Source organism: Streptomyces griseocarneus (assembly GCF_014655595.1).
Lineage (GTDB): Bacteria > Actinomycetota > Actinomycetes > Streptomycetales > Streptomycetaceae > Streptomyces > Streptomyces griseocarneus.
Genome location: NZ_BNBL01000011.1, coordinates 177,197 through 198,630 on the forward strand (window position 1 = coordinate 177,197; position 21,434 = coordinate 198,630).

A 21,434-nucleotide genomic window follows, 5' to 3' on the forward strand; every position below is an offset into this window, starting at 1 on the left:
CCACGAACGGCTCGTCCGTCTCACCGCGAAGGACACGGTCTTAAGAGGATGCCGAGCCGGTGATTGCGGTGAGGGCGCGGTGGAGGGCGAAGTCGCCGGGTGGGCGGTCGCGCCAGCAGGCGCCGATGTGGCCGTCGGGTCGGATGAGCAGTGCTCCGTGCGGGCGGAGGCCGCAGACGTCGATGTGCTCGTCGGGAAGGGTTTCGATGCGTAGCGGCCATGGTGTGGTGGTTCGCTGCTCCCAGTGGGCGGGATCCGGGGTGAGCAGGGTGAACCATTCGCCGACGGCGTCGAGTGTGGAGCGGTCGTGTGTGAGCCAGAGGTGCGGCATGCGATGGCCTGGCTTCGCGGTGGGGACGTAGTCCGTGCTGCCTGTGTCGGGCGGGGCGGGTGGGGCGTATGGGGTGCTGTTGTCGGTGAGGACGGCGTCGGAGTGGTAGGTGACGCCGAGTACGAGGCCGAGTTGGGCGAAAAACCGGTCCGACCAGGGCAGTTCGATCCGATCCGGTGCGGCTTCGCCGGCGTGGAGCTGGTCGCGGCGCCGGTTCTGCACTTGGAGCATGAGTTGGGTGTTGGTTACCGCTTGCTCGAGGGTCTGGTGGGCGACGGGTTGCCGTTCCGTCTCGTAGGTGTCCAACAGATTTGGCCCGGCCCACCCGTGGAGAACGCCGGCCAGTTTCCAGCACAGGTTGTGCACATCGGCGATGCCGGCGTTCATGCCCAGACCGCCGACGATGGGCATCGCGTGCGCGGCATCGCCGGCCAGCAGGGTCCGGCCGTGACGGAAGCGTTCGGCGACGAACGCGTTCATCACCCAGTGCTGAACCCGCGACACGTCGGCTCGTACGTCGGCTCCCGGACCGAGGGCGCGCGAGACGAGTTCCGTCCAGTCGGCGTGCTCAGCGTCTTCGGGTGTGCGAACGAACCAGGCCCAGCCTCCTTCGGGGTAGAGCGGGGCGAACAATCCGTGCGCGGTGAAGTAGACCCCGGCGGGCTGTTGGGCACACCAGCGGCTGAGATCGGCGTCGAACACGAGTGGTGAAGCCCGCCATCGCGCCGGGGCCGGTCGTGTCGATTCCCAGCCGCTGCCGGACGGTGGAGTTCGCGCCGTCGGCAGCGAGTACGTAACGGGCACGGACGCGCGTCTCTTCACCGCTTCGGCGGTCGACGAGGAAGGCCACGACGCCCTCGGATTCCTCGACCAGGTCGATGAGCTCGACCCCGAACCGCACCGGTGCGTCCGCGGCGCCGAGCAGGGTGGGTTCCAGCCGGTCCTGCGAGGTGACCACACCGATCACGGGGCTTTCGGGTACCGGCGCGTTGATCCCGACCATCGCCGCTGTGGCGAAGTCGCGGTCGTGCAGGGTGTCGCGGAAGCGGATGCGGCCGTACTCCGGTGCGAACGCGCCGGCCGTGATCCTGTCAGCGAGCCCGAGCCTGCGGTAGATCTCCATCGAGCGCACGTTGACCAGCCGGGCCCGGGGAAAGGGTGACAGCTCTCTGTGTTTCTCGACCAGCAATGCCCGCACGCCCCAGCGTTCCAGCAGCGCCCGGGCGGTGAGCCCGACCGGCCCGCCACCGACGATCAATACCGCCACATCGGCGTCGGCTACGGGCATGTCGAGCTCCTCCTGCGCGCCCCGGCTCTGCCAGGCACTCGGTGACGGTCAACCATGCGACGAGTGGTTCGCCATAGACGCAGGCTGCCACGCGCAGGCTGGTCTCGTTCCCCGAGGCGGTGGCCGCGTCGACGATGACCTGAACCGCCATAAGGGCAATCTTGCGCACCCGGCAGCCGTACGCAATGTCCGCATGTCCGCATGTCCCCGCGCGTCGGCGCGTCGGCGTACGGCCGGACGTGCCGCGTGTGCCGGGGTCGGCGGCCTCAGATGTCACGGGCGCGGGTAGGTCTCGCCGTAGTCTGGCGGGCCGGCCGTCAGCTGATCTGCTCCGCCAGCTCGACGATGATCCCCTCCGGACCCCGGACGTAGCAGAGCCGGTAGCTGTCCTCGTAGCGCTCCAGCTCGCCGACGAGCTCCACGCCGCGGGCTCGCAGACCGGCGACGACGGCGTCGATGTCTTCGACGACGAATGCGACGTGGCGAATGCCCAGTGTGTTCGCCGGGGCATTCCGGTCGCCACTCCGACTTGCCGGCGTGTGGAACTTCGCCAGCTCGAGTCGTCCGTAGCCGTCCGGGGTCTGCAGCATCGCGATCTCTGCCCTGACACCCTCGAGTCCCACGACGCGGTCCACCCAGCGGCCCTCGACCGGCGCCTCGCCCTGCAGCTCCAGCCCGAGCTCGACGAAGAACGCCGTCGCGGCCGCGAGGTCCTCGACGACAACGCCCACGTGGTCCATCCGTTGGATCGTCATCTGCACGATGGTAGGACCCAGCCGGCCGGATCCGCAGACGCACGCCGAACGCATCCAGCCGACGCGGCCCCAGGCACCCGCCCGGCAACACCGTCACCAACCAAGATGGGCCTCCCTGTGTAGGTGAACCGGCAAGGGCCGCCGCTGGGCGTCCACTCCCAGGGGCGGCGGCCCGGTCCGACTCAGCTCAGCCTGGCCGTTGCGTACGCCTCGATGGCGTCCCGCTGGTAGGCGGCCAGGCCCGGGGCGATCGCCTCGTACGCAGCGCACCACGGCTCGTTGTCCACGCATGAGCGCCCGATCGCCCGGAACTCCTCGGCGGAGACGGCGCGCAGTTCGGCCAGCGCCTGATATTGGGCGTCGACCTCGGCCTGCACCTGGTCGGCGTCGGCGGACAGACCGGCGACCATGAACTCGGCCATACGGATCATCTGTGCGGTCCGCCGGCGGTGCCCCGCGTCGATCTCGGCCTCGCTCATCGCCGCGGTGCGCCGCCGATTGTCCTCGGCCAGCTCGGGAAAGTCCCGCAGACTCTCCTCGTACGCAGCGGGCCGAACGCCCTCGAACAGGTTCTCCGGTCGGTTGATGCTGGTCATGGGCCTACCGTCCTTCCTGGACTGCTCCAGATCGGTGATCGTGCGGGAGACGGTCTCAGCCAGGGCATCGAGGCGGTCCCGCTCTGCCAGCAGCCGACCGTGGTGCCCGCGCAGGGCCTCCAGCTCGTCGACCTGCTCGGCCAGGATCCGCCCGATCTCGGGCAGCCCCACCCCGAGCTCCCGCAGCACGAGAATCTGCTGCAGTTTCAGCAGCTGCCGCTCCTCGTAATGGCGGTGCCCATTGGTACCGATCCACGCCGGCGGCAGCAGCCCCACCTCGTCGTAGTGCCGCAACGTCCGGGCCGTCACGCCCGACATCCGCGCGACCTCCGCGATCGGCCACCCCATGCCCGCCTCCCCCACGATCACTCCACCGGGCCGGTCTCTCCGGCCCTGCCCAGGACGGTAGAAGCTGCCGCAGCGGCAGCTTCAACCCCGGCATCCAGATTCCCCCGGCCCATCCTGTGCAGGCACACCGACACCGAATACGACCGGCCGGCGCGGGAACGCCGATGCTGTCGAGACACGGGCTCGACGACCGGCGGATCATGGAAAACGAAGTTGACCGCCAGAGCCAAGGGCAGGAAAGTGCAGCTCATGGAGTGCGCGGAATACGAGGAACTGGTACCCGAAGGCAGTCTGTCCTCAGAGCAAGCGGCAGATCTGTTCGAGGAGATGCACGACCTGTTCGGGATGAGCGTATCGGTGGGAGTTGAGGCTGACGCCCCTGTTTCCCACCTGGTCAAGCGCCTGGCTCAGCAGATCCGGGCCGGGATCGGCGAACCGGACTGCCGGATCCAGATCAGCGACAACGGCCGGGACGCGGTCATAGGGCCGACCGGGCTGAACGTCGACGACCCGCAGGGCGCGCTTCAGCTCGCGATGATGGCCCTCGGCGGCACGTGGGACAACCCAGGCGTCACTGACACCGGCGCAGGCCCGGTGCTGCACACCAGTCGGCCGGTCGCCCGGCGTTCTGACGAGATCGGCATTGACCCGGGTCCACCTGTGGGCCGGAACCGCATGGGCGTTCATCAAGTACGCCGAGGAGCACGCCTGACCGTTCCGCCGACCTTCTGGTGAGAACAAGCGCGGACATGGCTGAGCACCACCCGAAGCGCTGGGCATTCGTTGCTGGTACTTTCCGCGTCAAGGGACGCCAAGCACCCACTTGCCTGGCTCAGTCAAGCGACTGCTCAAGTCCCTGCAGAGATCAGGGTGCGAGGCAGCCAGTGGCTGGGACTTCAGTGGGGAGTCCAGGGTTGGCCAGGTCCACGAGACCCGTGACTTCTTGAACGGCACAGTCGACAGTCGCCACTGGGTCCGGCACGGCATTGGCCGGCGTGGCGAGGAAGCCGAGGAACGCGAGGCCCCCGATAGCTGCTGCGGCGATACGGCGCACGAACGCCCCCCTCTTGAAGGCAGCCGTGGCCCCGTCGGCGTCCGCGATCACGAACTGCCTTGTGCTGTCGGCGGACCCGGTCCGACAGCCTGCCAGGTTTTCCAGATACCAGACGACGCCAACACGGGTCCTTCCGGCCGGCGACAGCGCCGTTGAGGACGTTGGCGCCCGGGTCGGCCGCTGAGGCCGGCATGCCGCCGGCGACTTGGCTTGCCCTTCAGCGTCTTGCCGTGGCGGTCTTCCGTGATCGGCCGAGTTGGAACGCCCGTGCGACACAGGGCGTTGTCAGAGCATGGTGCGCTTACTGACAAGCCCGTTCGTGGCCCTGATCGTCGTGGTGCCTCTGTTCGTTCTGGCAGCGTTGCGGAAGGTGGTTCAACGGGCCCAGGGACGAGGGTGGTTGCCCGGCCGCTTCCAGGAACGGGCATATGGAAGCCGGGGCGTGGGCGCCACGGCCACCGAGGAACTGCACGCCTTGATCTACCCGAGCAAGCGGGTCCAGCTGGAACAACGCCGCATCGAGCTGGTCCTTCGCGACGACGAACAAGAGGGAGCTCCCCGCAAGGCCGGGATCGATCTCGACGCCGGCACGGCCCGCTTGCGGCGACGCGCGCGGTCAGCCTGAGCCGGTAGCGAACGGGCAGAAAGGCTGTGACGGTGCGCCCCGACAGCGTCGCGGCCAAGTGGGATGTGGTGAGAGCAGCGGTGGGCTAGGCCAGGGTGCTGCCGGTGTTCCGCATCATCTGCTGGAGCACCCTGAGGGTGGTGACGTAGTCGGCGTCGTCGATGCCGTGGTGAATGCGGTCGCGGATTGCCGGAGCATGCTGCTTGAAGCCGACGCGGGCTTCGTCTCCTGCCTCGGTGATCCACAGCCGTCCCTCGGTGTCGAGGGTCAGCCAGCCGCGTTCCAGCAGGACCTCCGACTCCGCCTTCAGGTCATCCTCGGGCCTGATGTAGGAGCTCATGGCCTGGTGGAGTTCGGGGATGGTCATGCCGTGGCCATCGGGCGAGATGTCATTCTTCGACAGGTTGCGCAACAGCCAGTACTGGGGCTGGGTGAAACCGAGCTCGGCCTGCTGGGCGCGGGTGAACGCGATGAGGGCCTCGTAGGCCATTCCGGTCCAGTACGCGGCCGGCTGGGCGGCGAGCTCGGCATCGGAGATGTGTTCTGTCGTCACGTGCGTGCTCCTTGAGGGCGGATGATCACCGATGCGAGCACCGTAGGAGCTCAAGTCCGCTTGAGGTCAAGCTGCTCGACTGGCCGAGTCGCCTGCTCGGGTCAGGACAAAGACGTAGCGGCGCACTGGTGCGTCCAGGTCGACCCGCCCCCGTACCACCAGGCCGACAGGGATCAGGCGGGCTCCAGCAAGGACGTGCACACCGCGAAGCTGAGGAATCCGAGGAACCCGAGCGTCGTGATCGCCATCATGAAACCAACATCGACAACAGCCCCCTGGCTGGTGAAGTTCACGTAGAGAGCGGCAGAAGTCGTCGCCGCAGCACAGCTGCAGAGGATTCCCAAGGCCATCCAGCGGGCCCCTGACCGCGGAATGGAAAAGCGGGTCACAAAGAAACCCCAGCGGTGGATGAAAAACCCGCCGACACTCCAGGCCAGAAGCACAACCAGGAAGCAACCGGAGACGATTCTCGTGGAAATCGGCGCCCCGTCTTGGAACTTGGCCGACAAGTACGCTTCCAACGGCCCTTGCAAGTCGGCAAAGCAGAGCAGTGGAAGGAACTGGGTGAGAACGCGCCGTGTGTACTTCGCTGCCGAGCCGCCCGGCACAAGCGAGTCGAGGAGAAGGACGATGAACAGCGTGAGCAAGAGAGACGAAAACGCAAGGGACGTCCCCGAGAGCAACGACCCCAGGAGCGTTCTGTACACATCATCGGATGCCGCCACAACGGACCCGTAGGAGACTGCGGTGACACTGAGAGCAAAAAACGAGGAGATGCCGACCGTCAGCGTCTCTCCTAAGTCATCGCCCCCCGATCCACTTGCTCGCTCTCTGGTCAGGGAGATGACAACAATGACCGCGGTGAAGGCGAAGCCGGCCAAAATGGCCGAGAAGTTCGAATAGAGAACCAGCGTATCCCGAACAGCGGAAGGGTCGCGAAGCGGTGCGACTGAACTGAGCAGGGTCATGCGAGCATCAAAAACAGAAACATGCGGCTGATCAGTGGGATTCGCAGAGGTTTCACACAAGGTGACTCAGTGCTGATTGAAGAAACGCTTCCCTAGCGTTGGGTGGTGGCGACAGCGGGTGTCTAGCCCCCCGGGGACTCCCGGGCCCCCGATCCGTGCCGTGACCGGTCCTCCCTTCACTCTGCTCGCAGGCGATCGAGTTCCGGAAAGGCAAGGACGTCGGCGTTGGGGAACCCCGGAACCGCGATCTCCACCGCCGGGACCCTCAGCCCCTCACCCACCTCCTCCGGCTCGTCCAGGCGCGCGTAGGCCACTTCGCCGTTCGCCGTCGCGACCTGCCAGATCCAGGGCAGGTGCACATCGCCGGGGAAGAGCAAGGGCGTGGCCATGGTGCGGGCGAGGAGCGTGGCGAGGTCCCGTTCGGCCGGGCGGTAGGACACCTCCGCTGCGAGGCCGACGTCGAACGCCCAGTCCAAGTCCCCCTTGCGTCGCTGGTAGCCGCAGAGCACGGGGGCGTCCCAGCGGCAGTCGTACGTGCCGGTCACGTCGTCACCGTCGTAGAGCTCGACGTCGTCGACCGGCAGGGCGAAGGTCTCCGCCAGCGCCGTGGCCATCCGGGTCCGCGCGTCACGGCCCGGCGCCAGGAAGATGTAGAAAACCGGTGCGCCTTCGCTCATTCCTCCGCTCACTCCTCCGCCCCCTTCTGCGGCGGCCGCACTGTTGTGGTCCGCTCACGGTAGGGACGCAGTACCTGCACACGGGCGCCCCGCCCATTGAGCCAGCGCTCCAGCTCTGGGCCCCCGAGCCTGCGCGGACCGTCACCGCCATCACCATCGCGGTCGGCGACGGTGGCCGGCCCGAACAGGGTTCCTGTCAGGCCCTCTACGACTGTCTCGTGGTCCATAAACACTCTGAAGGACGTCTCGTTCACGGTCGCCCCGGAGAGGTCCGCACCCTGCAGCCGCACGCCGTGCAACGAGGCGCCGTTGAGCCGGGCGCCCCGCAGGTTCGCGCCGGTCGCGTCGACCTCGTGCAGCTCGGAGCTTCCCAGGTTGGCGTCCTGGGCATTGGTCCCGAGCAAGGACGCTTCGTCGAGGATCGCCTTGCTGAGACACGCGCCCGAGAGGTCCGCTCGCGCGAAGTCGGCTCCTTCGAGGTGGGCTCGGTGAAAACACGCTCCGGAGAGGGCTACCCCGCGAAGGTCCGCCTCGCACAGCAGCCCGCACGAGAAGTCCACCCTCGTGAGGTCGGCGCCTCTCAGATCGAGGAACGTCGCGTCCACTGTCCGGCCGTCCTCAGCGGACTCCCATTCCGCCAGCCACCTGGCGGCCTCTTCATCCGCCGGCAGCTTCGATATACGCCGCTCGCCATCGCATGTCTCCTCCGGCACAGTGCAACCCTCCTCTTGTCCGGGCTTACGTATTCAGTCGTCTACGGTCAGCGGGAGCAGAGCGATGTCGCGGCCCTGCGCACGCGGCCCAGAAAGCCGTACGCTCGCTCGTCACCGCTTCCGGACGGGACACAGATCGGGCCGGTTCCGTCGACGAGGACCGCGGCCGGAAGCCTTCCACAAGCGGCACGGCCGCGACCAGCGAGATACCTGCGGCGCGGCCGTACCCCGGGCAATGTCCGAGCCCGCTGATAGCGTGCCGCTTCCGGTCGGGAAGATCATGAGAGGACGGCAGCCGTGCAGGAAGTGACGCGCCACGAGGTCAGTGGGCAGCGCATGCACCAGGCGCTCGACGACATCAGCGGACGGACTCGTGGGCGGTGGCACTGGATGCGCTACGACGACCCGTCCCCGGAGAAGCTGCAGGAGATGCGCGACGACCTCCTCGACCACATCGCCGCCCGCACCATGGCGGACCTCGCGCTCGACGAGTCATCGCGCACGGCGCTGCGGACCGCGGCGGAGTGCTCCCTGGGGGTGCTGAGTGTCGGCTGCTTCCCCGACGGCGACCAGGAGATCGTCTTCCCGCTCATCGGCGAGATGCTCAGCAGCGAGAACATCGCCTTCGGCGACGTCATCGAGCAGGCCCCCACCGCCAGGACATGGGTCGACACGTTTGAGATATGCCTGGTCAGCGGCCTGGTGTGGGAATGGCAGCGGGTGATCGGCCTGCTGCTGCGGGACGACTTCGCACCCGCGATCCGGGAGGGGGTGCCGTACTCGAGGCTGACCTCGGTGTCGGATCCGGCCGATCTTGCGGCGATGGACGCGCTGTGCGGCTACCTGGCCCAGGCGGACGGGCACTTGCCCCGCGACTGGCCCACCGTGACCCTGTGCAAGCCGGACGCCGACGAGCGCGGCGAGGCCGCCCGGCGACTGGACGCTGTCGGCTCCGTGACACCGGACCAGCGCCTTCTGCGCGTACTCCTCGACGACGACCAGCACGCCTTCGAGGAGGCTCTCGTGGCCCGGCTCGTCGAGCACCGGGAGAGCGTGGGATCCGATCCCGCCCCCAGAACGCTGCTGCCGCTCGGCGCCCTTGCTCTGGCCGCCCTCGCGGTACAAGTGCACGGTTGGGAGCTGGACGTCCGGTCCGACTACCTGCCGCACGGTCTGCTGGGCTCACCGGAGGCGCTGCGGCGAGCGGCGGACGCCGGCGGGAACGACCTGGGCCTTTGGACCGCCAAATAGTCGGACCGGCCCCCGCCGGCATGTGAGACGGCCGCACGGCCGCCCAGCGCCGCCCGGCCCGCACCCGCCGGCCGGCCACCTCACGGATGATGCCGAGCGGGTCAGTGGCTCGTGCCGGACTGCGCGAGGAGGCGCCGGAGCCAGCGCGTACGGGCGTCGCGGGCGTCCTGGCTGAGGGCCGCCCGCGGGGCCAGGCCGTCGAAGCCGTGGTAGGCGCCGGGCCATACGTGCAGTTCGGCCTGCCCGCCGGCCTGCCAGATCGCGTTCGCGTACGCCACGTCCTCGTCCCGGAACATCTCGGCCGATCCGACCTCGATGTAGGCCGGGGGGAGTCCGCACAGGTCCGTGGCGCGGGCGGGGGCGGCGTAGGGCGACAGGTCCGCGGCACCGTAGCGCTCCCCCAGCAGTGCCTTCCAGGCGGTCGCGTTGGAGGTGAGGTCCCACACGCCGAGGCCCGTCATCTGATGGCTGGAGAAGGTGCTGCCGCGGTCGTCGAGCATCGGGCACAGCAGCAGTTGCCCCAGTGGCCGGGGACCGCCGCGGTCACGGGTGAGCAGGGCGAGGGCCGCGGCGAGGCCGCCGCCGGCGCTCTTGCCTCCGATGATGATGCGGTCCGCGTCGATGTCCAGTTCGGCCGCGTGCCCGGCTGCCCAGACGAGTCCGGCGTAGCAGTCCTCCAGCGGTCCGGGGTACTGCGCCCCCGGTGCCAGCCGGTACTCGACCGAGATGACGGCCAGTTCCAGCGGGAGGGCCCACTCGCGAAGAATCCGCGGAAGCACGGACCACGCGTTGCCCATGATCATTGCGCCTCCGTGCATGTAGTACAGGAGGGGCAGCGGCCCTACGAGCCCGGAGGGACGGACGCTCACGAGCGTGACGTCCGGTCCGTCCGGCGGTCCCGGCACGCGGAACTCCGTCACCTCGAAACGGCCATCGGCGCGGAGGTCCTCGGCCGTTGGCCTGGGCCGGGTCGTGGCATCCCGCTCTTGCCGGGCCTCAAGGTTCTCCGGGGTGACCGGTTCCCTCGATTCGTTACCCAAGGCCGCCAGCACGACGCTCAGTTCGGGGTCGAAGGGGGGCGCCGCCATCGGTGTCGGTACACGGCCGGACCCGGGGAGCGCTTGCCTGAAGCTCATACGGCGTAGCCAATCACGCCGCCAGGCGACACCGCTGCCCGGACCGCAGGCCCAAGACCAAGACCAAGACCACGTGTCTCTACACGTCGTCCCAGGCCATCGAGCTCATTCGCCAGCCGGCAGGCGTCCGGACGAACTGGGTGGTCTTGTGACCGGAGCCTTCGAACCACTCCCCCTCGAGGAACCCGGACTTGCGGTACTCGCTGAACCGGTGCGCGATCGACCCGAAGATTTCGGTCCGCTCGGCGACTTCCCATTCGGAGAACTCCGTCAGCGTCCCATCGGTGAGGATTTTCCGCCGGGGCTCGACGAACGCGTCGAGGTCGTGGACCACCGGCTCGGCCCCGACGTTCTGGATGATCGTTCCCTGCGGGATGAACACCTCACGGACGATGTCGAGGTTCGGGAGGGTGCCGCCGGTGTTGGTGAACGCACCGTAGAAGGCGCGCATCAGCTGGTCGAGCTCGGCCTTGACCCCGGACGCGGGCGTTCCCCACTCTTCGGAGAGGACCGACCAGACCTCGCTGTCGTGCCGCACGCCCCGGTACGGATAGCGCTGCCGCAGCACACCGTCTCGGGTCATGCCGAGTCTGCGCGCGGCCTCGATGCTGCGGGTGTTGTGTGCCGCGACCCACCATTCGACCCGGCTCATCCCGCGTTCCTTGAAGGCCCAGTCGATCAGCGCCCGGCATGCCCGGGTCACCAGCCCGCGGCCGGCCCCGTCCGCCTCCAGCCAGCAGCCGATCTCGCACACGCCCGAGGCGGCGTCGAACTTGGTGAACATGACGCCGCCGACCAGCGTGCCGTCCAGCCAGATCCCGTAGATCCGGGCGGCGTCCTTGGCCTGGTTGTCGGCGTAGCGCTGGAGGACAGCAGTGGCGGAGGCGAGGTCGGTGCTGAGCGTCGCCCAGGGTATCCAGGGGTCCACATGGGGCCGGGCGCGGTCGATGTGAGCGAGGAACTCCTCTGCGTGCCAGGGCTCCAGGGGGCGGAGCTGCGCGTTGTCGCCGAGCGGCAGTGCGTACACGGACACCTTCCGGGGAGAGGTACGTAACGAGCGTTCGGTATGTAAGGTAGCAGCATGCCCCCCGCACTTGGAGACCGTGAAGCCCGCCGCGAGGACGTATCCCGGGCCGTGTGGCACGTCCTCGCCGACAAGGGGTTCGGCGGGCTGACGCTGCGCGCCGTCGCCGCCGCCATGGGCGTCTCGACCGGCATGCTCATGCACTACTTCCCGACCAAACGGGCCCTGGTCGCACACGCCCTGGACCTGTTGGAGAAGCGCACCGCGGAACGCCCCCGGCGCGAACGCCCCAGCGAGGGCCTTGCCGCGCTGAGAGCCATGCTGCTGGACGTCCTGCCGCTGACCTCGGACGACACCGCCCGCAACCGCATCTGGGTCAGTTCGTGGGACCTGGCCCTCGCCGACGACGCCCTCGGGGCGGACCAGGCCGACCGCTACGTCCGGATGCGCTCGGGGATCCGCCCGCACCTCGAAGCCGCCCGCGACCTCGGCGAGCTGCCCGTGACCGCCGACCCGGAGCAACTCGCCGCCACCGCCGTCGCGTTCGTCCACGGACTGGTCGTCCAGGCCCTCTTCGACCCCGGCCGGTTCCCCGGCGACGTACAAATCGCCATGCTCGACGGCTTCCTCGCCTCGATTTCCTCGCCTCGATCGCGATGACCCGGAACCCGGCCTGACGCCGACGCCGCCGCCGGCGAGACGGCACACAAAGCGGAGGCGGGGTCCCATCTCGCGGGCCAGAATGGCCCCATGCGGCGTGATCAAGAGGAACAGCTGTCCGGTGGGAACGTCAGCGCCGGCGTCGTCCGTATCGGTGATACCGTCCGCCGCCCGGCCGGGCCATGGACACCGGCAGTGCACGCGCTGCTCACGCATCTCCACGGGACGGGCTTCCGGGCAGCCCCTCGCCCCCTGGGCATCGACGACCAGGGCCGGGAAGTACTGACCTTCATGCCCGGCGACGTGGTCTGGCCCGACCGGTTCGCTCTCGTGGAGCCTGCGCTGCGGCTTGCCCGCGTTGCGCGTCTGATCAGGGACTTCCACGACGCCGTGCAGGACTTCACGCCGCCGGCCGACGCCCAATGGCGGGTGCTCATCCCCGGCGAAGGCACCGACATCATCGCCCACCATGACCTTGCGCCATGGAACCTCGTGGTCGGCGGCGAAGACGAGTGGGCCTTCATCGACTGGGATACGGCAGCGCCCGGCTCCCGCCTGTGGGATGTCGCCTACGCCGTGCACGGCTTCATCCCGCTGTCCGCGCATACCGACTGGCGGCGCACCGACGCCGCCGACCGCCTGCGGGTCTTCGCCGATGCCTACGGGCTCGACGAGGCCGAACGGCGCCACCTGGCGCCCCTGCTGGGGCGCCGCACCCGCTCCATGCACGACTTCCTGCGCGACCAGGCCGCCCAGGGCAACCAGCCCTGGTCCACCCTCTGGGCCGAAGGCCACGGCAACACCTGGCGGAGCGACGCCGAATACATCGAGCAGCGCGAAGACGAGTGGGCGCGCGCCTTGCTCGCCGGCTGAGCCGGGCCGAGAGCACCGCTGGTCGATCGGTCCCTCGGCCGGCCGTCGCTCCGGGTCGGCGTGTCAGAGAACGAGGCGAAGCGTCTTGTCGGCCGCGCCGTTGACATCCAGCTCGCGCATGCCGATGTTCATCGAAGGGTCACTGGCCACGTCCGGGCACCAGTCGAATACCGAGAAGGGCACGTTCTCGGGGAACGGCCCCGCCCATTGGGTGTTGTCGACGGCGAAGGCGTACCAGTACCAGTAGCGGTTGAGGGCAGCGAGATTCCCGCCGTACACGACGGCGGACCCGCCCGGCTCGATGACCCACCAGCCGGTCCTGCGCCAGGGCTCCGGCCGGCAGTTCCGGTCGAGCCGCTCGATCATGACGTTGACCTTCCGGGAATATCCGTTCTCGAAGCGCAGCATGTGCCTCGCCCCTCAGTTCCCGGCTCCGGCAGGCCTCCGCCGGACGGCGGCGCCTCCACTCCCCTGGCCCGCTGCCGACTCCTCGGCCGCACCGAGTACACCCGACCGCTCCACCCGGACGGCACCGGAGATTCCGGCGGCCTGGGTTGCCTCCTGCGCCGCGATTTCCGTGGTGTTCGACGCGGCGGCCGCCAGTTGCTGCGGATCGACGCTCGATGTGGGGTCCACCTGAACACTTTCCGAAGGTTCATCGGGCATGAGACGACACTCCTTCCGTGCCGGTCACCCACCGTCTGTTACGGGCGGCGACTCATCTCCAGCCCCATGATGAAATCGAGAGGGATACATCGCAATGAATCGGCGATAAATAGTAATAATCACGGAAGATGGCGCCGTTCCGCATCCATCCGCCGCCGCGTGGCCTCGCTGTCGCGGTCAGGCAGGGTGCTCGGCGCACAGGCAGCCGACACCCCGGGCGATCCATTCCTGCCCTTCCCATTCCGGATGCCGCTCTATCATCAGGGCGCTGACCTCCTCGACGATCGTCTCCTGGCTCATGGCCGAGTCCCGGCGCCTCCAGGTCTCGTCGCGCAGCAGCTGGAGGTAGTCGCCGACGTCGGCCAGCAGTTGGGGGCCGCCGATGTCGCCGTGGCCGGGGACGACCAGCTGCGGGCGTGCGGCGGCCAGCCGCCGCATGACCGTGATCCAGCGGGTCGCGGACACGTCGGTGTCGTGCGGGGGGAACCACGGGAAGATCGAGAACTGCCCGGCCTCCACCAGGTCGCCGGTGAACATCACTTCTGCGTCGGGGACGGTGACGACCTGGTCGCCCCTGCTGTGCGCCCGGCCGGTGGCCCGAAGGCGCACCGTTCGGCCGCCCAGGTCGAGATCGTGGGCGGTGTCGTAGACGACGCCCGGCGTGGGCAGTTCGACGCCCTCCAGCTGACGGGCGACCGGCTCGCCCAGCTCTCTGAACATGGCGAGGTAGCCGGGGCCCTTGGCGGCGAGGTCCTGCGCCTGCGCCTTGTTGATCAGGAACGTCGCCTCCCCGGCGAAGACCTGGGCGCCGAAGGCGTGCTCGGGGTGGAAATGTGTCGTCGTCAGGTACAGCCTGCGGCCTTGGGCGTACTCCATGGCGAACCTCAGCACGGTTTCGGCGTTGCGCGGGCCCATGCCGGTCTCGACGACCAGTACCGAGTGCGTGCCGCCGATGACACCGATGTTGGGCACGAGCTGGAGGCGGCGGTTCGGGATCACGACCAGGTCGCGGGCGAGTTCCCGCACTCCTTCGGTCTGTACGACGGGCGCGGGCAGTACGTATTCGGTCATGGGACCGGCTCCTTGGGGAGTGCTGTCGTGAACTGCCCCCACCTCATCGCCCGCCCGTTGTGGGTGTCCATGTCCGCTTCGGTCCTGCGGATGCCGGGCGGGTATCGTCGCTGGTCGTGGACCTCCGCTTGCTCCGCTATTTCGTGGCCGTCGCCGAAGAGCGCCACTTCGGGCGGGCCGCCACGCGTCTTCACATGACCCAGCCGCCGCTGAGCCGGGCCATCAAGCAGCTCGAGACCGAGCTCGGTACCGTTCTGCTCCACCGCTCCGCCACGGCCGTCTCCCTGACCGCCTCGGGCAGCGCGCTCTACGACGGGGCTCGCTCGCTGCTGGAGCAGGCCGAGCAGGTCCGCGCCCGGGTGGCCGCCGTGGCCGGCCCTGCCACCCTCACGCTGGGGATCCTCGCCGACAGCGCCGAACAGGCAGGTCCCCGTCTGGTCGCCGCCTTCCGCCGGCGTCACCCCGAGGTCCGGGTACGCGTCCGCGAAGCCGATCTCACCGATCCGACCGCCGGGCTGCGGTCCGGCCTCGTCGCCGTCGCGCTCACCCGGGCGCCGTTCGACGAAACCGGCATCAGCACGCGCGTCCTGCGCTCCGACCCCGTCGGGGCGGTCCTGCGCACCGACGACCCCCTCGCCCGCCGCGACGTCCTGCACCTGCGCGATCTCGCCGATCGCCGCTGGTTCCGGCTGTCCGAGGAGGCCGACCCCTTCTGGCGCGCGTTCTGGAACGGCGTCACGCCTTCCCGCGAGGCAGCCGAGGGCCCGGTGGTGCGCACCGTCCATGAGTGTCTGCAGGCGGTGCTGTGGAACGGCTCGGTCGGCCTCGCGCCTCTCACCCATGCGCTGCCCGAGGGGCTGGCTTGTGTTCCCGTGGCCGACATGCCGACCAGTGACCTGGTCGTCGCCTGGAACAGCGCCGACACGACTCCGCTCATCAACTCGTTCACCCGCATCGCCGCGACGCTCTACCGCTCGCCGGCTCCACAGGCAGGAGCGGGGCGTGCCCGCCGTCCCGGCGGCGGGCCGCGCCCCGGCCCGGATCGAGCCGGGGCTTGACGTCAGGGGGCCAGAGCGGTGAGCACCGCCCGGGCCATGGCGCGCTCGCCGTCCGCGTTGGGGTGGAGCGGGAGGGCCGGCTTGAGCGGCAGCAGTCCCTCGATCCAGGGGCTGGACGAGCAGCTGTCGTGGCCCTTGGTGGCGGCCGTCGTGTCGACGTACGTGGCGCCGCTCGCCGCGGCGACACCGGCGAGCTTGTCGTTGAGCTCCCCGAGGACCGAGCGCAGATAGGTGAGGTCGCCGGTCGTGACGGTCATCTTGCCCAGGCACCGCTTGGCGTCGTCCGGCAGCACCGCCGGATAGCCGACGAGCAGCACCCGGGCCGCCGGCGCCTTGGCCCGCAGGCGCTGCAGGCTGCCGGAGAGCTGTGCGGCGGCCGCGTCCAGCCGCCGGCTGAGCGTGTCCTTGTAGTGGGCGCGGCACGGCGCCCCGAGGGGGTTGGTGATGGCCAGGGCCGAGCAGGTGGCGACGACGTCGACGAAGCCGAGGTCCGACGTGCCGAGGTTGTTGCCGCCGACGGTGAGCGTGACGAGCGAGGTGTCCGGGGTGACGGCGTCGAGCTGGGGGCCGTTGACGACGATCCCGGCGTCGGTCTGGGCCGTGGTGAGCGCGCTCACCTTCGCCGCGGCGCAGGTCCGGTCGGTGTACGCGGCCGGGGCGAGGGTCGCGGCGACGACGTGGCCGTAGTTGTGGTCGGAGCGCAGGCACAGCCCGCCCGAGATCGCGGGGACGCCCGCTCCGGCGGCGTACGAGTCGCCGAGCGCCACGTACCTGCCGGACGCGCTCCCGGCGGCCGGGGCCGCCGCGTGGGCGGGGGTGGTGACGCCGCCGAGCGCGGCGGCCACGAGGGCGCCGGCCACGGCGGCCGGCCACCGGCGGCGGCCCACGGCCGGCGTGCGGTGCGGGGTGTTGGCGGTGGGGGCGGTGGTGGGGGCGGTTCTGGGCACGGCGTCTCTCCTGGGGAAGGTGACGGACAGGGTGTCGAAACCGGCCGGTAACGTTCCCGACATCGTCGTGGCCTCCCGCCCCTCGGGCCATGTGCGGGCGCACAACACCGCGGCGGTCACGGTTGTCCGTACGCACAACCGGAGCACCCGGCTTTCCGTGGGTAACCTGCCGGACATGAGCCGGACCACCGCCCCGCCCGCCGAAATCGCCCCCGTCGCCGCCGTGTTGCTGGGCCGGGTGCGGGAGCTGAGCGCGCGGATGGCACGCCGCATACGGGCCGAGGTCGGCTACTACGGCAGCGACGACCACGTGCCCTTCGAGGAACTGTGCGCGTCGTGCCGGCACAACGCCGAGCTCGTCTTCGGCCAGTTGGCGCACTGCCGCGGGAGCGACATGGCCCCGGCCCGGGAGACGGGTCGCGCGCGGGCGCTCCAAGGGGCTCCCCTGGGGGAGTTGCTGCACGCCTACCGCGTCGGCTCCGAACTGCTGTGGTCCGAGCTGGCCGCCGAGGCCCGCGCCAGTGCCGGCGTCACCACCGACACCTTCGTGGCCCTGGCCGCGTGGTGGATGAACGAGGGTCTCGCGGCGGCGGCCGGCGAGGCCTACCGCGAGGCGGCGTCCGCGTTGCTGCTGCAGCGCGAACGCGAGCGCTCCGTCCTGGTGGAGGCGCTGTTCACGGGGCTGCTGACGGACAGCACCACGCTCTGGGAGGCGGCCGGGGTGCTCGGGCTGCCGGCCGAGGGGCCGTACGTCGTGGCGGCGGCCCGGGTGCCGGCACCGGGGCGGGAGGCGCTGCCCGGCATCGAGGCACGGCTGCTGGCCGAGCGGACGCGCTCGGCGTGGCGACTGCTGCCCGACCTCCAGATCGGGGTGGTCGCCGCGCACGGCCCCGGCGGGGAGGAGGCGCTGCTGCGCGCGCTGGGCCGCTTTCCCGGGGCGCGGGTGGGGCTGAGCCCGCCGTACGACACGCTGCGCGAGACGCCCAGGGCGCTGCGGCTCGCCCGCCTCGCGCTGGAGGGGCTGCGCGGGGAGACGGCGGGCGTCTCCCGGTTCGACGACGGTCCGGTCTCCCTGCTGGTGGCGGCGGCCCCGGAGGAGGCCGGCCGGATCGCGCGGGCGGTCCTCGCGCGCGTACTGGACCTCCCGGCCGACGAGCGGAGCCGACTGCTGGAGACCCTGGAGGGCTGGTACACGGCGGGCGGCTCCACGACCGGCGCGGCCGCCCTGCTGTACTGCCACCGCAACACCGTGCGCTACCGGCTGCGCAGGCTGGAGGAACTGACCGGCCTGTCGCTGACCGACCCGCGGGCCGTCGCCGATCTCGCGGTGGCGCTACGGGCGCTGCGCCTGCTGCCTCCGCCCGACCGTTCCTGACCGCCCGGCCGTTCCTGGCCGCCCGGCCGTCCCCGCCGGCGGCCGACCGGCCGGCGGAGGCAGGAGGCAGGGGGCAGGGGCGGCCTTCGGGCAGGGCAGGCCTTAGGGAGCGATGGGCAGCTGGCGCTTGTGCTCGGTGAGGCGGTAGCGGTTGACGATCGTTTCGAAGGCCCGCTCGTCCACCGGCTTGCCCTCGAGGAAGTCGTCGATGTCGTCGTAGGTGACGCCGAGCGCGTCCTCGTCGGCCTTGCCCGGGTCGAGGGTCTCCAGGTCGGCCGTCGGGGTCTTCCACACCAGCTCGGCGGGCGCGCCCAGCGCGTCCGCGACGGCGCGCACCCGGCGCTTGGTCAGCCCGGTGAGCGGGACGAGGTCGGCGGCGCCGTCGCCGAACTTGGTGAAGAAGCCGGAGACCGCCTCGGCGGCGTGGTCGGTGCCGACGACCAGGCCGTTGTGCGCTCCGGCCACCGCGTACTGGGCGATCATGCGCTGCCGGGCCTTGATGTTGCCGTGCACGAAGTCCTGGTGGCCGGCGTCGCGGAAGCCCACGCCGGCGGCCAGCGAGGCCTCGAGCGCGGCGTCGCTCGCGGGCTTGATGTCCACGGTCAGCACGTGGTCGGCCCGGATGAAGGAGAGCGCGAGCTGGGCATCGTGCTCGTCGGCCTGGACTCCGTAGGGCAGCCGCATCGCGTAGAAGCGCGCCTCGTGCCCGGCGGCGCGGGCCCGCTCGACGGCGAGCTGGCACAGTCGGCCGGCGGTGGTGGAGTCGACGCCGCCGCTGATGCCGAGCACGAGGGAGCGCAGACCGGTGGAGGTCAGTCGCCCGGCGAGGAAGGCCACCCGGCGCTCGATCTCCTGCCCGGCCTCGAAGGTCTCGGCGACCTGGAGTTCCCGGGCGATCTCCTGCTGCAGGGCGGTGGACGCCGGCTCGCTCACGTCTGCTCCTTGTTCCTGTTCACGATGTGCTGTCGCACCCACCCTAGCCAGGGGCCGTCCGGCGGATCGGGGCAAGGGGTCGGAAGGCCGTGCGGTGGGGCGTACGAGGGGCGCGTCCGGGTCGTTCCACCCGCGGCCGGCGGGGCGGGCGCCGGCGGCTAGGGTGCGTCCTCGTGGACGCTGCCGAACTCGACCGACGGGCCCGTACGTGCGACGGGTGGATCCCCACGCATCTGGTCTCGTACCTCGTCGAGCATGGTCATCTCGACGAGGTACGGGACCGGGCGCGCGGCGGCGACTGGTTCTGTGCGGAGGCGTGGGCGCGGTTCCTCGTCGACCGGGACCGGCGGGACGAGGCCCTGGAGGTGCTCGCCCCCTACCTCGAGACGGGCTGGTGGGAGGCGGCCCGCACCGTCGCCGAGCTGCTCGAGGGGTGGGGACGGGCGGACGAGGCCATCGCGCTCGTCCGCCCGCACGCGGAGGCCGGGGAGCGGTCGGCGCTGAACCGTTTCGCGCTGCTGCTCGCCCGGCACGGCCGGGCCGCCGAGGCGTACGCCCTGCTCCGGCCGCACATCGAGGACTGGTTCCTCGCCGACGCCCTGGTCGAGGTGACCGCCGGGCTGGGCCTGGACGAGGAGGTCGCCGCGCTCCTGGCCGCCCGCGTCGAGGCGGGGCACCGGTGCGACGGGCCGGCATGCGACAGGCGGACTCCCGCACCCTGGAATGCCGTCGGCCTGCTGGCCGCCGTACGGGAGCGGCAGGGGCGGACCGACGAGGCCATCGCCCTGCTCCGCACGCGCGAGACCACGTCGGTCAACGGCCGTGACCAGTTGGCCGAGCTGTTCGCCCGGCACGGCCGGATCGACGAGCTGCGGGAGTACGCGGCCGAGCCCCTCGGGGATGCCGCGCGCCGTCTCGCCGAGCATCTGGAAGAGCGCGGGGACGTGGCGGGCGCGATCGAGGTGTACCGGCCGCTCGTGGCGGACGGTTCGACGTACGCGCCGATGCGGCTCGCGGAGCTCCTGGCCCGGCACGGGCGGGGTGACGAGGCGGTCGAGGTGCTGCGGTCCCTGCCGCGCTCGGAGGGCGGCGATTCCGATTGCGTCGCCGACGCGTTGTGCACGCTGTACCTCGGCCAGGGCCGGCCCGAGGACGGCCTGGCGTACCTCGACGGCCTCAGGGCCCGTGCCGGTCAGGAGGAGTGGGAGTTCTTCCACCTGCGGACCCGTCTTCTCGTCGCCCACGGTCGCGTGGAGGAGGCGATCGAGGAGGCACGGGCACGCCCCGACGCGGACAGCTGGTACGGGTCGCAGCTCATCGCCGAACTGCTCTCCGCCGCCGGGCGTCCGGAGGAGGCCGTCGCGGCCCTGGACCCGGCCTCCGAGAGCAACTGGAGCGTCCTCGCCGCACACCTCATGGAGCTGGGGCGCGTCAAGGACGCCGTGGCCGTACTCCAGCGGCGGAGGGCGCCCATTGAGCCTCTTGCCTGGAGTGCCACTCCCCCCTGGTAGCAGTCGGGTGCATACGTCCCGGAATGCGGCGAGGACCGCCGACCCGCACCGCCGCGTCAGACGGGAGGTTCGCCGCTCTCCAGGACCGCCTCGACGTCAACCGTGACGTCGATCATGTCGCTGACGACCACACCTCCCCGGTCGACCACGTCGTTCCAGCTCACCCCGAAGTCCTGGCGGTTGAGGCGGGCCACCGCGGTGAAGCCGGCCCTGCGGCGGGGGCCGGCGTCGCGGCCGTCCTCCCACCACGGGGTGTCCCACTGCCCCAGGTAGGTGACGTCGAACGTCACGGGGCGGGTCACTCCCCGGATGGTGAGATCGCCGGTGACCTCGAATTCGGTCGTGCTCGCCTGCTGGACGCGCGTCCCGGTGAAGGTCCACGCCGGGTGGTTCTCGCAGTCGAAGAAATCCGCGCTGCGGAGGTGGGCGTCGCGCTGTTCCTGGCCCGTGTAGACCTGGGTCGCGTCGATCACCGCCTCCACGCGGGCGTTCTCCGGGTCGTCGGGGTCGACCTCCAGCGAGCCGCGCACGTTCTTCAGCTGCCCGCGCACGTAGGTGACCATCATGTGCCGGGCGCGGAACTCCGCGCCGGTGTGGCCGGGCTCGAAGAACCATCTGGTGACGGCCATGGCGCCTCCCGGGCAGGGTCTCGGCCTCCGGTCTACGCCCCTCCGCCAGGATAGGTCGCCATGGGATCCCGCGCGCCCGCGTGCGAGGGGGTGGGGGGTCAGCCGCCGGCCACCGCGGACATGATCATCACGGTGCTCCTCGGCTCCACGGCGATGTCCAGTGAGTCGAAGTGGCGGATGTTGTCCTCGCCGACATAGACGCTGATGAAGGGGAGGAACGCCCCGGAGCTGTCCGCCACGCGCGGGCGCAGCGACGGGTGGCGTTCGTAGACCTTGTCGATGACCTCCCGGAAGGTGCCGGCCGGCACCTGGAACCTGGTCTCGCCGTCGGCGAAGCGGGCGAGGGGGCTCGAGAGGACGACCTCTACTTCGGACACTGCGTACTCCTCACT

24 protein-coding genes are annotated in these 21,434 nt (G+C 70.4%); 8 read left to right on the plus strand and 16 right to left on the minus strand.

Going from position 1 to position 21,434, the window contains the following annotated elements; genetic code table 11:
• Positions 1-40 precede the first annotated feature (40 nt).
• The 4 genes from IE295_RS33800 to IE295_RS25935 form a co-directional block, all read right to left on the minus strand.
• Entirely contained in the window at positions 41-964 is a 924-nt protein-coding gene (locus IE295_RS33800) for an FAD-dependent monooxygenase (RefSeq protein ID WP_224323324.1), read from the minus strand.
• On the minus strand, positions 900-1,619 hold the full coding sequence (locus IE295_RS33805; RefSeq protein WP_224323313.1) for an FAD-dependent monooxygenase: 720 nt from the start codon (positions 1,617-1,619) through the stop codon (positions 900-902). Before IE295_RS33805 ends, IE295_RS33800 begins: the two co-directional genes overlap by 65 nt.
• Positions 1,620-1,936: 317 nt before the next feature.
• Positions 1,937-2,374, minus strand: a complete 438-nt coding sequence (locus tag IE295_RS25930; RefSeq protein ID WP_224323314.1) for a VOC family protein — start codon at positions 2,372-2,374, stop codon at positions 1,937-1,939.
• A gap of 182 nt (positions 2,375-2,556) precedes the next feature.
• On the minus strand, positions 2,557-3,318 hold the full coding sequence (locus IE295_RS25935; RefSeq protein WP_190066253.1) for a MerR family transcriptional regulator: 762 nt from the start codon (positions 3,316-3,318) through the stop codon (positions 2,557-2,559).
• A gap of 213 nt (positions 3,319-3,531) precedes the next feature.
• On the opposite strand from IE295_RS25935, the gene IE295_RS25940 reads away from it, so the two are divergent.
• Together IE295_RS25940 and IE295_RS25945 are read left to right on the plus strand one after the other, a co-directional pair.
• A complete protein-coding gene (locus IE295_RS25940) occupies positions 3,532-4,053 on the plus strand; it encodes a hypothetical protein (RefSeq protein ID WP_190066181.1) in 522 nt (173 codons plus the stop codon).
• A gap of 638 nt (positions 4,054-4,691) precedes the next feature.
• Positions 4,692-4,997, plus strand: coding sequence for a DUF6191 domain-containing protein (locus IE295_RS25945; protein ID WP_190066182.1), 306 nt, complete (start codon positions 4,692-4,694; stop codon positions 4,995-4,997).
• Between the two features lie 85 nt (positions 4,998-5,082).
• On the opposite strand, the gene IE295_RS25950 is transcribed toward IE295_RS25945, so the two are convergent.
• The 4 genes from IE295_RS25950 to IE295_RS25965 all read right to left on the minus strand — a co-directional run bounded on the left by IE295_RS25950 (position 5,083) and on the right by IE295_RS25965 (position 7,908).
• Positions 5,083-5,550 carry a winged helix DNA-binding protein gene (locus IE295_RS25950; RefSeq protein WP_190066183.1) on the minus strand — a complete coding sequence of 156 codons (468 nt, stop codon included), beginning with the start codon at positions 5,548-5,550 and terminating at the stop codon, positions 5,083-5,085.
• A gap of 173 nt (positions 5,551-5,723) precedes the next feature.
• Positions 5,724-6,518, minus strand: coding sequence for a hypothetical protein (locus IE295_RS25955; RefSeq protein ID WP_190066184.1), 795 nt, complete (start codon positions 6,516-6,518; stop codon positions 5,724-5,726).
• Positions 6,519-6,694: 176 nt separating this feature from the next.
• Complete coding sequence (locus tag IE295_RS25960) at positions 6,695-7,195, minus strand: hypothetical protein (protein ID WP_190066185.1); 501 nt, start codon at positions 7,193-7,195, stop codon at positions 6,695-6,697.
• Positions 7,196-7,203: 8 nt separating this feature from the next.
• Positions 7,204-7,908 carry a pentapeptide repeat-containing protein gene (locus tag IE295_RS25965; RefSeq protein WP_190066186.1) on the minus strand — a complete coding sequence of 235 codons (705 nt, stop codon included), beginning with the start codon at positions 7,906-7,908 and terminating at the stop codon, positions 7,204-7,206.
• Positions 7,909-8,205: 297 nt separating this feature from the next.
• Between IE295_RS25965 and IE295_RS25970 the strand changes: the two genes are divergently transcribed.
• Positions 8,206-9,159 (plus strand): immunity 49 family protein, encoded by a 954-nt coding sequence (locus IE295_RS25970; protein WP_190066187.1) that lies wholly within the window; start codon positions 8,206-8,208, stop codon positions 9,157-9,159.
• 101 nt (positions 9,160-9,260) lie between these two features.
• Here the strand turns inward: IE295_RS25970 and IE295_RS25975 are convergent, their stop codons facing one another.
• Together IE295_RS25975 and IE295_RS25980 are read right to left on the minus strand one after the other, a co-directional pair.
• Positions 9,261-10,247, minus strand: a complete 987-nt coding sequence (locus IE295_RS25975) for an alpha/beta hydrolase (RefSeq protein ID WP_190066188.1) — start codon at positions 10,245-10,247, stop codon at positions 9,261-9,263.
• A 127-nt stretch (positions 10,248-10,374) separates the two neighbouring features.
• Positions 10,375-11,322, minus strand: a complete 948-nt coding sequence (locus IE295_RS25980; RefSeq protein WP_190066189.1) for a GNAT family N-acetyltransferase — start codon at positions 11,320-11,322, stop codon at positions 10,375-10,377.
• Between the two features lie 54 nt (positions 11,323-11,376).
• On the opposite strand from IE295_RS25980, the gene IE295_RS25985 reads away from it, so the two are divergent.
• Both IE295_RS25985 and IE295_RS25990 read left to right on the plus strand, forming a co-directional pair.
• Positions 11,377-11,979 (plus strand): TetR/AcrR family transcriptional regulator, encoded by a 603-nt coding sequence (locus tag IE295_RS25985; protein ID WP_190066190.1) that lies wholly within the window; start codon positions 11,377-11,379, stop codon positions 11,977-11,979.
• Positions 11,980-12,069: 90 nt separating this feature from the next.
• Positions 12,070-12,852, plus strand: a complete 783-nt coding sequence (locus tag IE295_RS25990; RefSeq protein WP_190066191.1) for a phosphotransferase enzyme family protein — start codon at positions 12,070-12,072, stop codon at positions 12,850-12,852.
• A gap of 63 nt (positions 12,853-12,915) precedes the next feature.
• On the opposite strand, the gene IE295_RS25995 is transcribed toward IE295_RS25990, so the two are convergent.
• Positions 12,916-13,260: a DUF1036 domain-containing protein gene (locus tag IE295_RS25995; RefSeq protein WP_190066192.1), complete on the minus strand. Its 345-nt coding sequence runs from the start codon at positions 13,258-13,260 to the stop codon at positions 12,916-12,918.
• A 435-nt stretch (positions 13,261-13,695) separates the two neighbouring features.
• Positions 13,696-14,589 (minus strand): MBL fold metallo-hydrolase, encoded by an 894-nt coding sequence (locus IE295_RS26000; protein ID WP_190066193.1) that lies wholly within the window; start codon positions 14,587-14,589, stop codon positions 13,696-13,698.
• A 116-nt stretch (positions 14,590-14,705) separates the two neighbouring features.
• On the opposite strand from IE295_RS26000, the gene IE295_RS26005 reads away from it, so the two are divergent.
• Positions 14,706-15,647: a LysR family transcriptional regulator gene (locus IE295_RS26005; RefSeq protein ID WP_190066194.1), complete on the plus strand. Its 942-nt coding sequence runs from the start codon at positions 14,706-14,708 to the stop codon at positions 15,645-15,647.
• Between the two features lie 2 nt (positions 15,648-15,649).
• Here the strand turns inward: IE295_RS26005 and IE295_RS26010 are convergent, their stop codons facing one another.
• Complete coding sequence (locus tag IE295_RS26010) at positions 15,650-16,594, minus strand: SGNH/GDSL hydrolase family protein (RefSeq protein WP_224323315.1); 945 nt, start codon at positions 16,592-16,594, stop codon at positions 15,650-15,652.
• Between the two features lie 175 nt (positions 16,595-16,769).
• On the opposite strand from IE295_RS26010, the gene IE295_RS26015 reads away from it, so the two are divergent.
• A complete protein-coding gene (locus IE295_RS26015; RefSeq protein ID WP_190066196.1) occupies positions 16,770-17,969 on the plus strand; it encodes a PucR family transcriptional regulator in 1,200 nt (399 codons plus the stop codon).
• Between the two features lie 102 nt (positions 17,970-18,071).
• Here IE295_RS26015 and nadE read toward each other — a convergent pair whose 3' ends face one another.
• A complete protein-coding gene (nadE, locus tag IE295_RS26020) occupies positions 18,072-18,902 on the minus strand; it encodes an NAD(+) synthase (protein ID WP_190066197.1) in 831 nt (276 codons plus the stop codon).
• Between the two features lie 173 nt (positions 18,903-19,075).
• Between nadE and IE295_RS26025 the strand changes: the two genes are divergently transcribed.
• Complete coding sequence (locus tag IE295_RS26025; RefSeq protein WP_190066198.1) at positions 19,076-20,413, plus strand: tetratricopeptide repeat protein; 1,338 nt, start codon at positions 19,076-19,078, stop codon at positions 20,411-20,413.
• 56 nt (positions 20,414-20,469) lie between these two features.
• On the opposite strand, the gene IE295_RS26030 is transcribed toward IE295_RS26025, so the two are convergent.
• Together IE295_RS26030 and IE295_RS26035 are read right to left on the minus strand one after the other, a co-directional pair.
• Positions 20,470-21,042: a YceI family protein gene (locus tag IE295_RS26030; protein WP_190066199.1), complete on the minus strand. Its 573-nt coding sequence runs from the start codon at positions 21,040-21,042 to the stop codon at positions 20,470-20,472.
• A 98-nt stretch (positions 21,043-21,140) separates the two neighbouring features.
• Positions 21,141-21,419 carry a ubiquitin family protein gene (locus tag IE295_RS26035; RefSeq protein WP_190066200.1) on the minus strand — a complete coding sequence of 93 codons (279 nt, stop codon included), beginning with the start codon at positions 21,417-21,419 and terminating at the stop codon, positions 21,141-21,143.
• Positions 21,420-21,434 lie beyond the last annotated feature (15 nt).

Coding starts and splice junctions, on each gene's coding strand:
- IE295_RS33805 (WP_224323313.1), bottom strand. CDS start 1,619: ATGCCCGTAGCCGACGCCGATGTGGCGGTATTGATCGTCGGTGGCGGG.
- IE295_RS25930 (WP_224323314.1), bottom strand. CDS start 2,374: ATGACGATCCAACGGATGGACCACGTGGGCGTTGTCGTCGAGGACCTC.
- IE295_RS25935 (WP_190066253.1), bottom strand. CDS start 3,318: ATGGGGTGGCCGATCGCGGAGGTCGCGCGGATGTCGGGCGTGACGGCC.
- IE295_RS25955 (WP_190066184.1), bottom strand. CDS start 6,518: ATGACCCTGCTCAGTTCAGTCGCACCGCTTCGCGACCCTTCCGCTGTT.
- IE295_RS25960 (WP_190066185.1), bottom strand. CDS start 7,195: ATGAGCGAAGGCGCACCGGTTTTCTACATCTTCCTGGCGCCGGGCCGT.
- IE295_RS25975 (WP_190066188.1), bottom strand. CDS start 10,247: ATGGCGGCGCCCCCCTTCGACCCCGAACTGAGCGTCGTGCTGGCGGCC.
- IE295_RS25985 (WP_190066190.1), top strand. CDS start 11,377: ATGCCCCCCGCACTTGGAGACCGTGAAGCCCGCCGCGAGGACGTATCC.
- IE295_RS25990 (WP_190066191.1), top strand. CDS start 12,070: ATGCGGCGTGATCAAGAGGAACAGCTGTCCGGTGGGAACGTCAGCGCC.
- IE295_RS25995 (WP_190066192.1), bottom strand. CDS start 13,260: ATGCTGCGCTTCGAGAACGGATATTCCCGGAAGGTCAACGTCATGATC.
- IE295_RS26000 (WP_190066193.1), bottom strand. CDS start 14,589: ATGACCGAATACGTACTGCCCGCGCCCGTCGTACAGACCGAAGGAGTG.
- IE295_RS26015 (WP_190066196.1), top strand. CDS start 16,770: ATGAGCCGGACCACCGCCCCGCCCGCCGAAATCGCCCCCGTCGCCGCC.
- IE295_RS26030 (WP_190066199.1), bottom strand. CDS start 21,042: ATGGCCGTCACCAGATGGTTCTTCGAGCCCGGCCACACCGGCGCGGAG.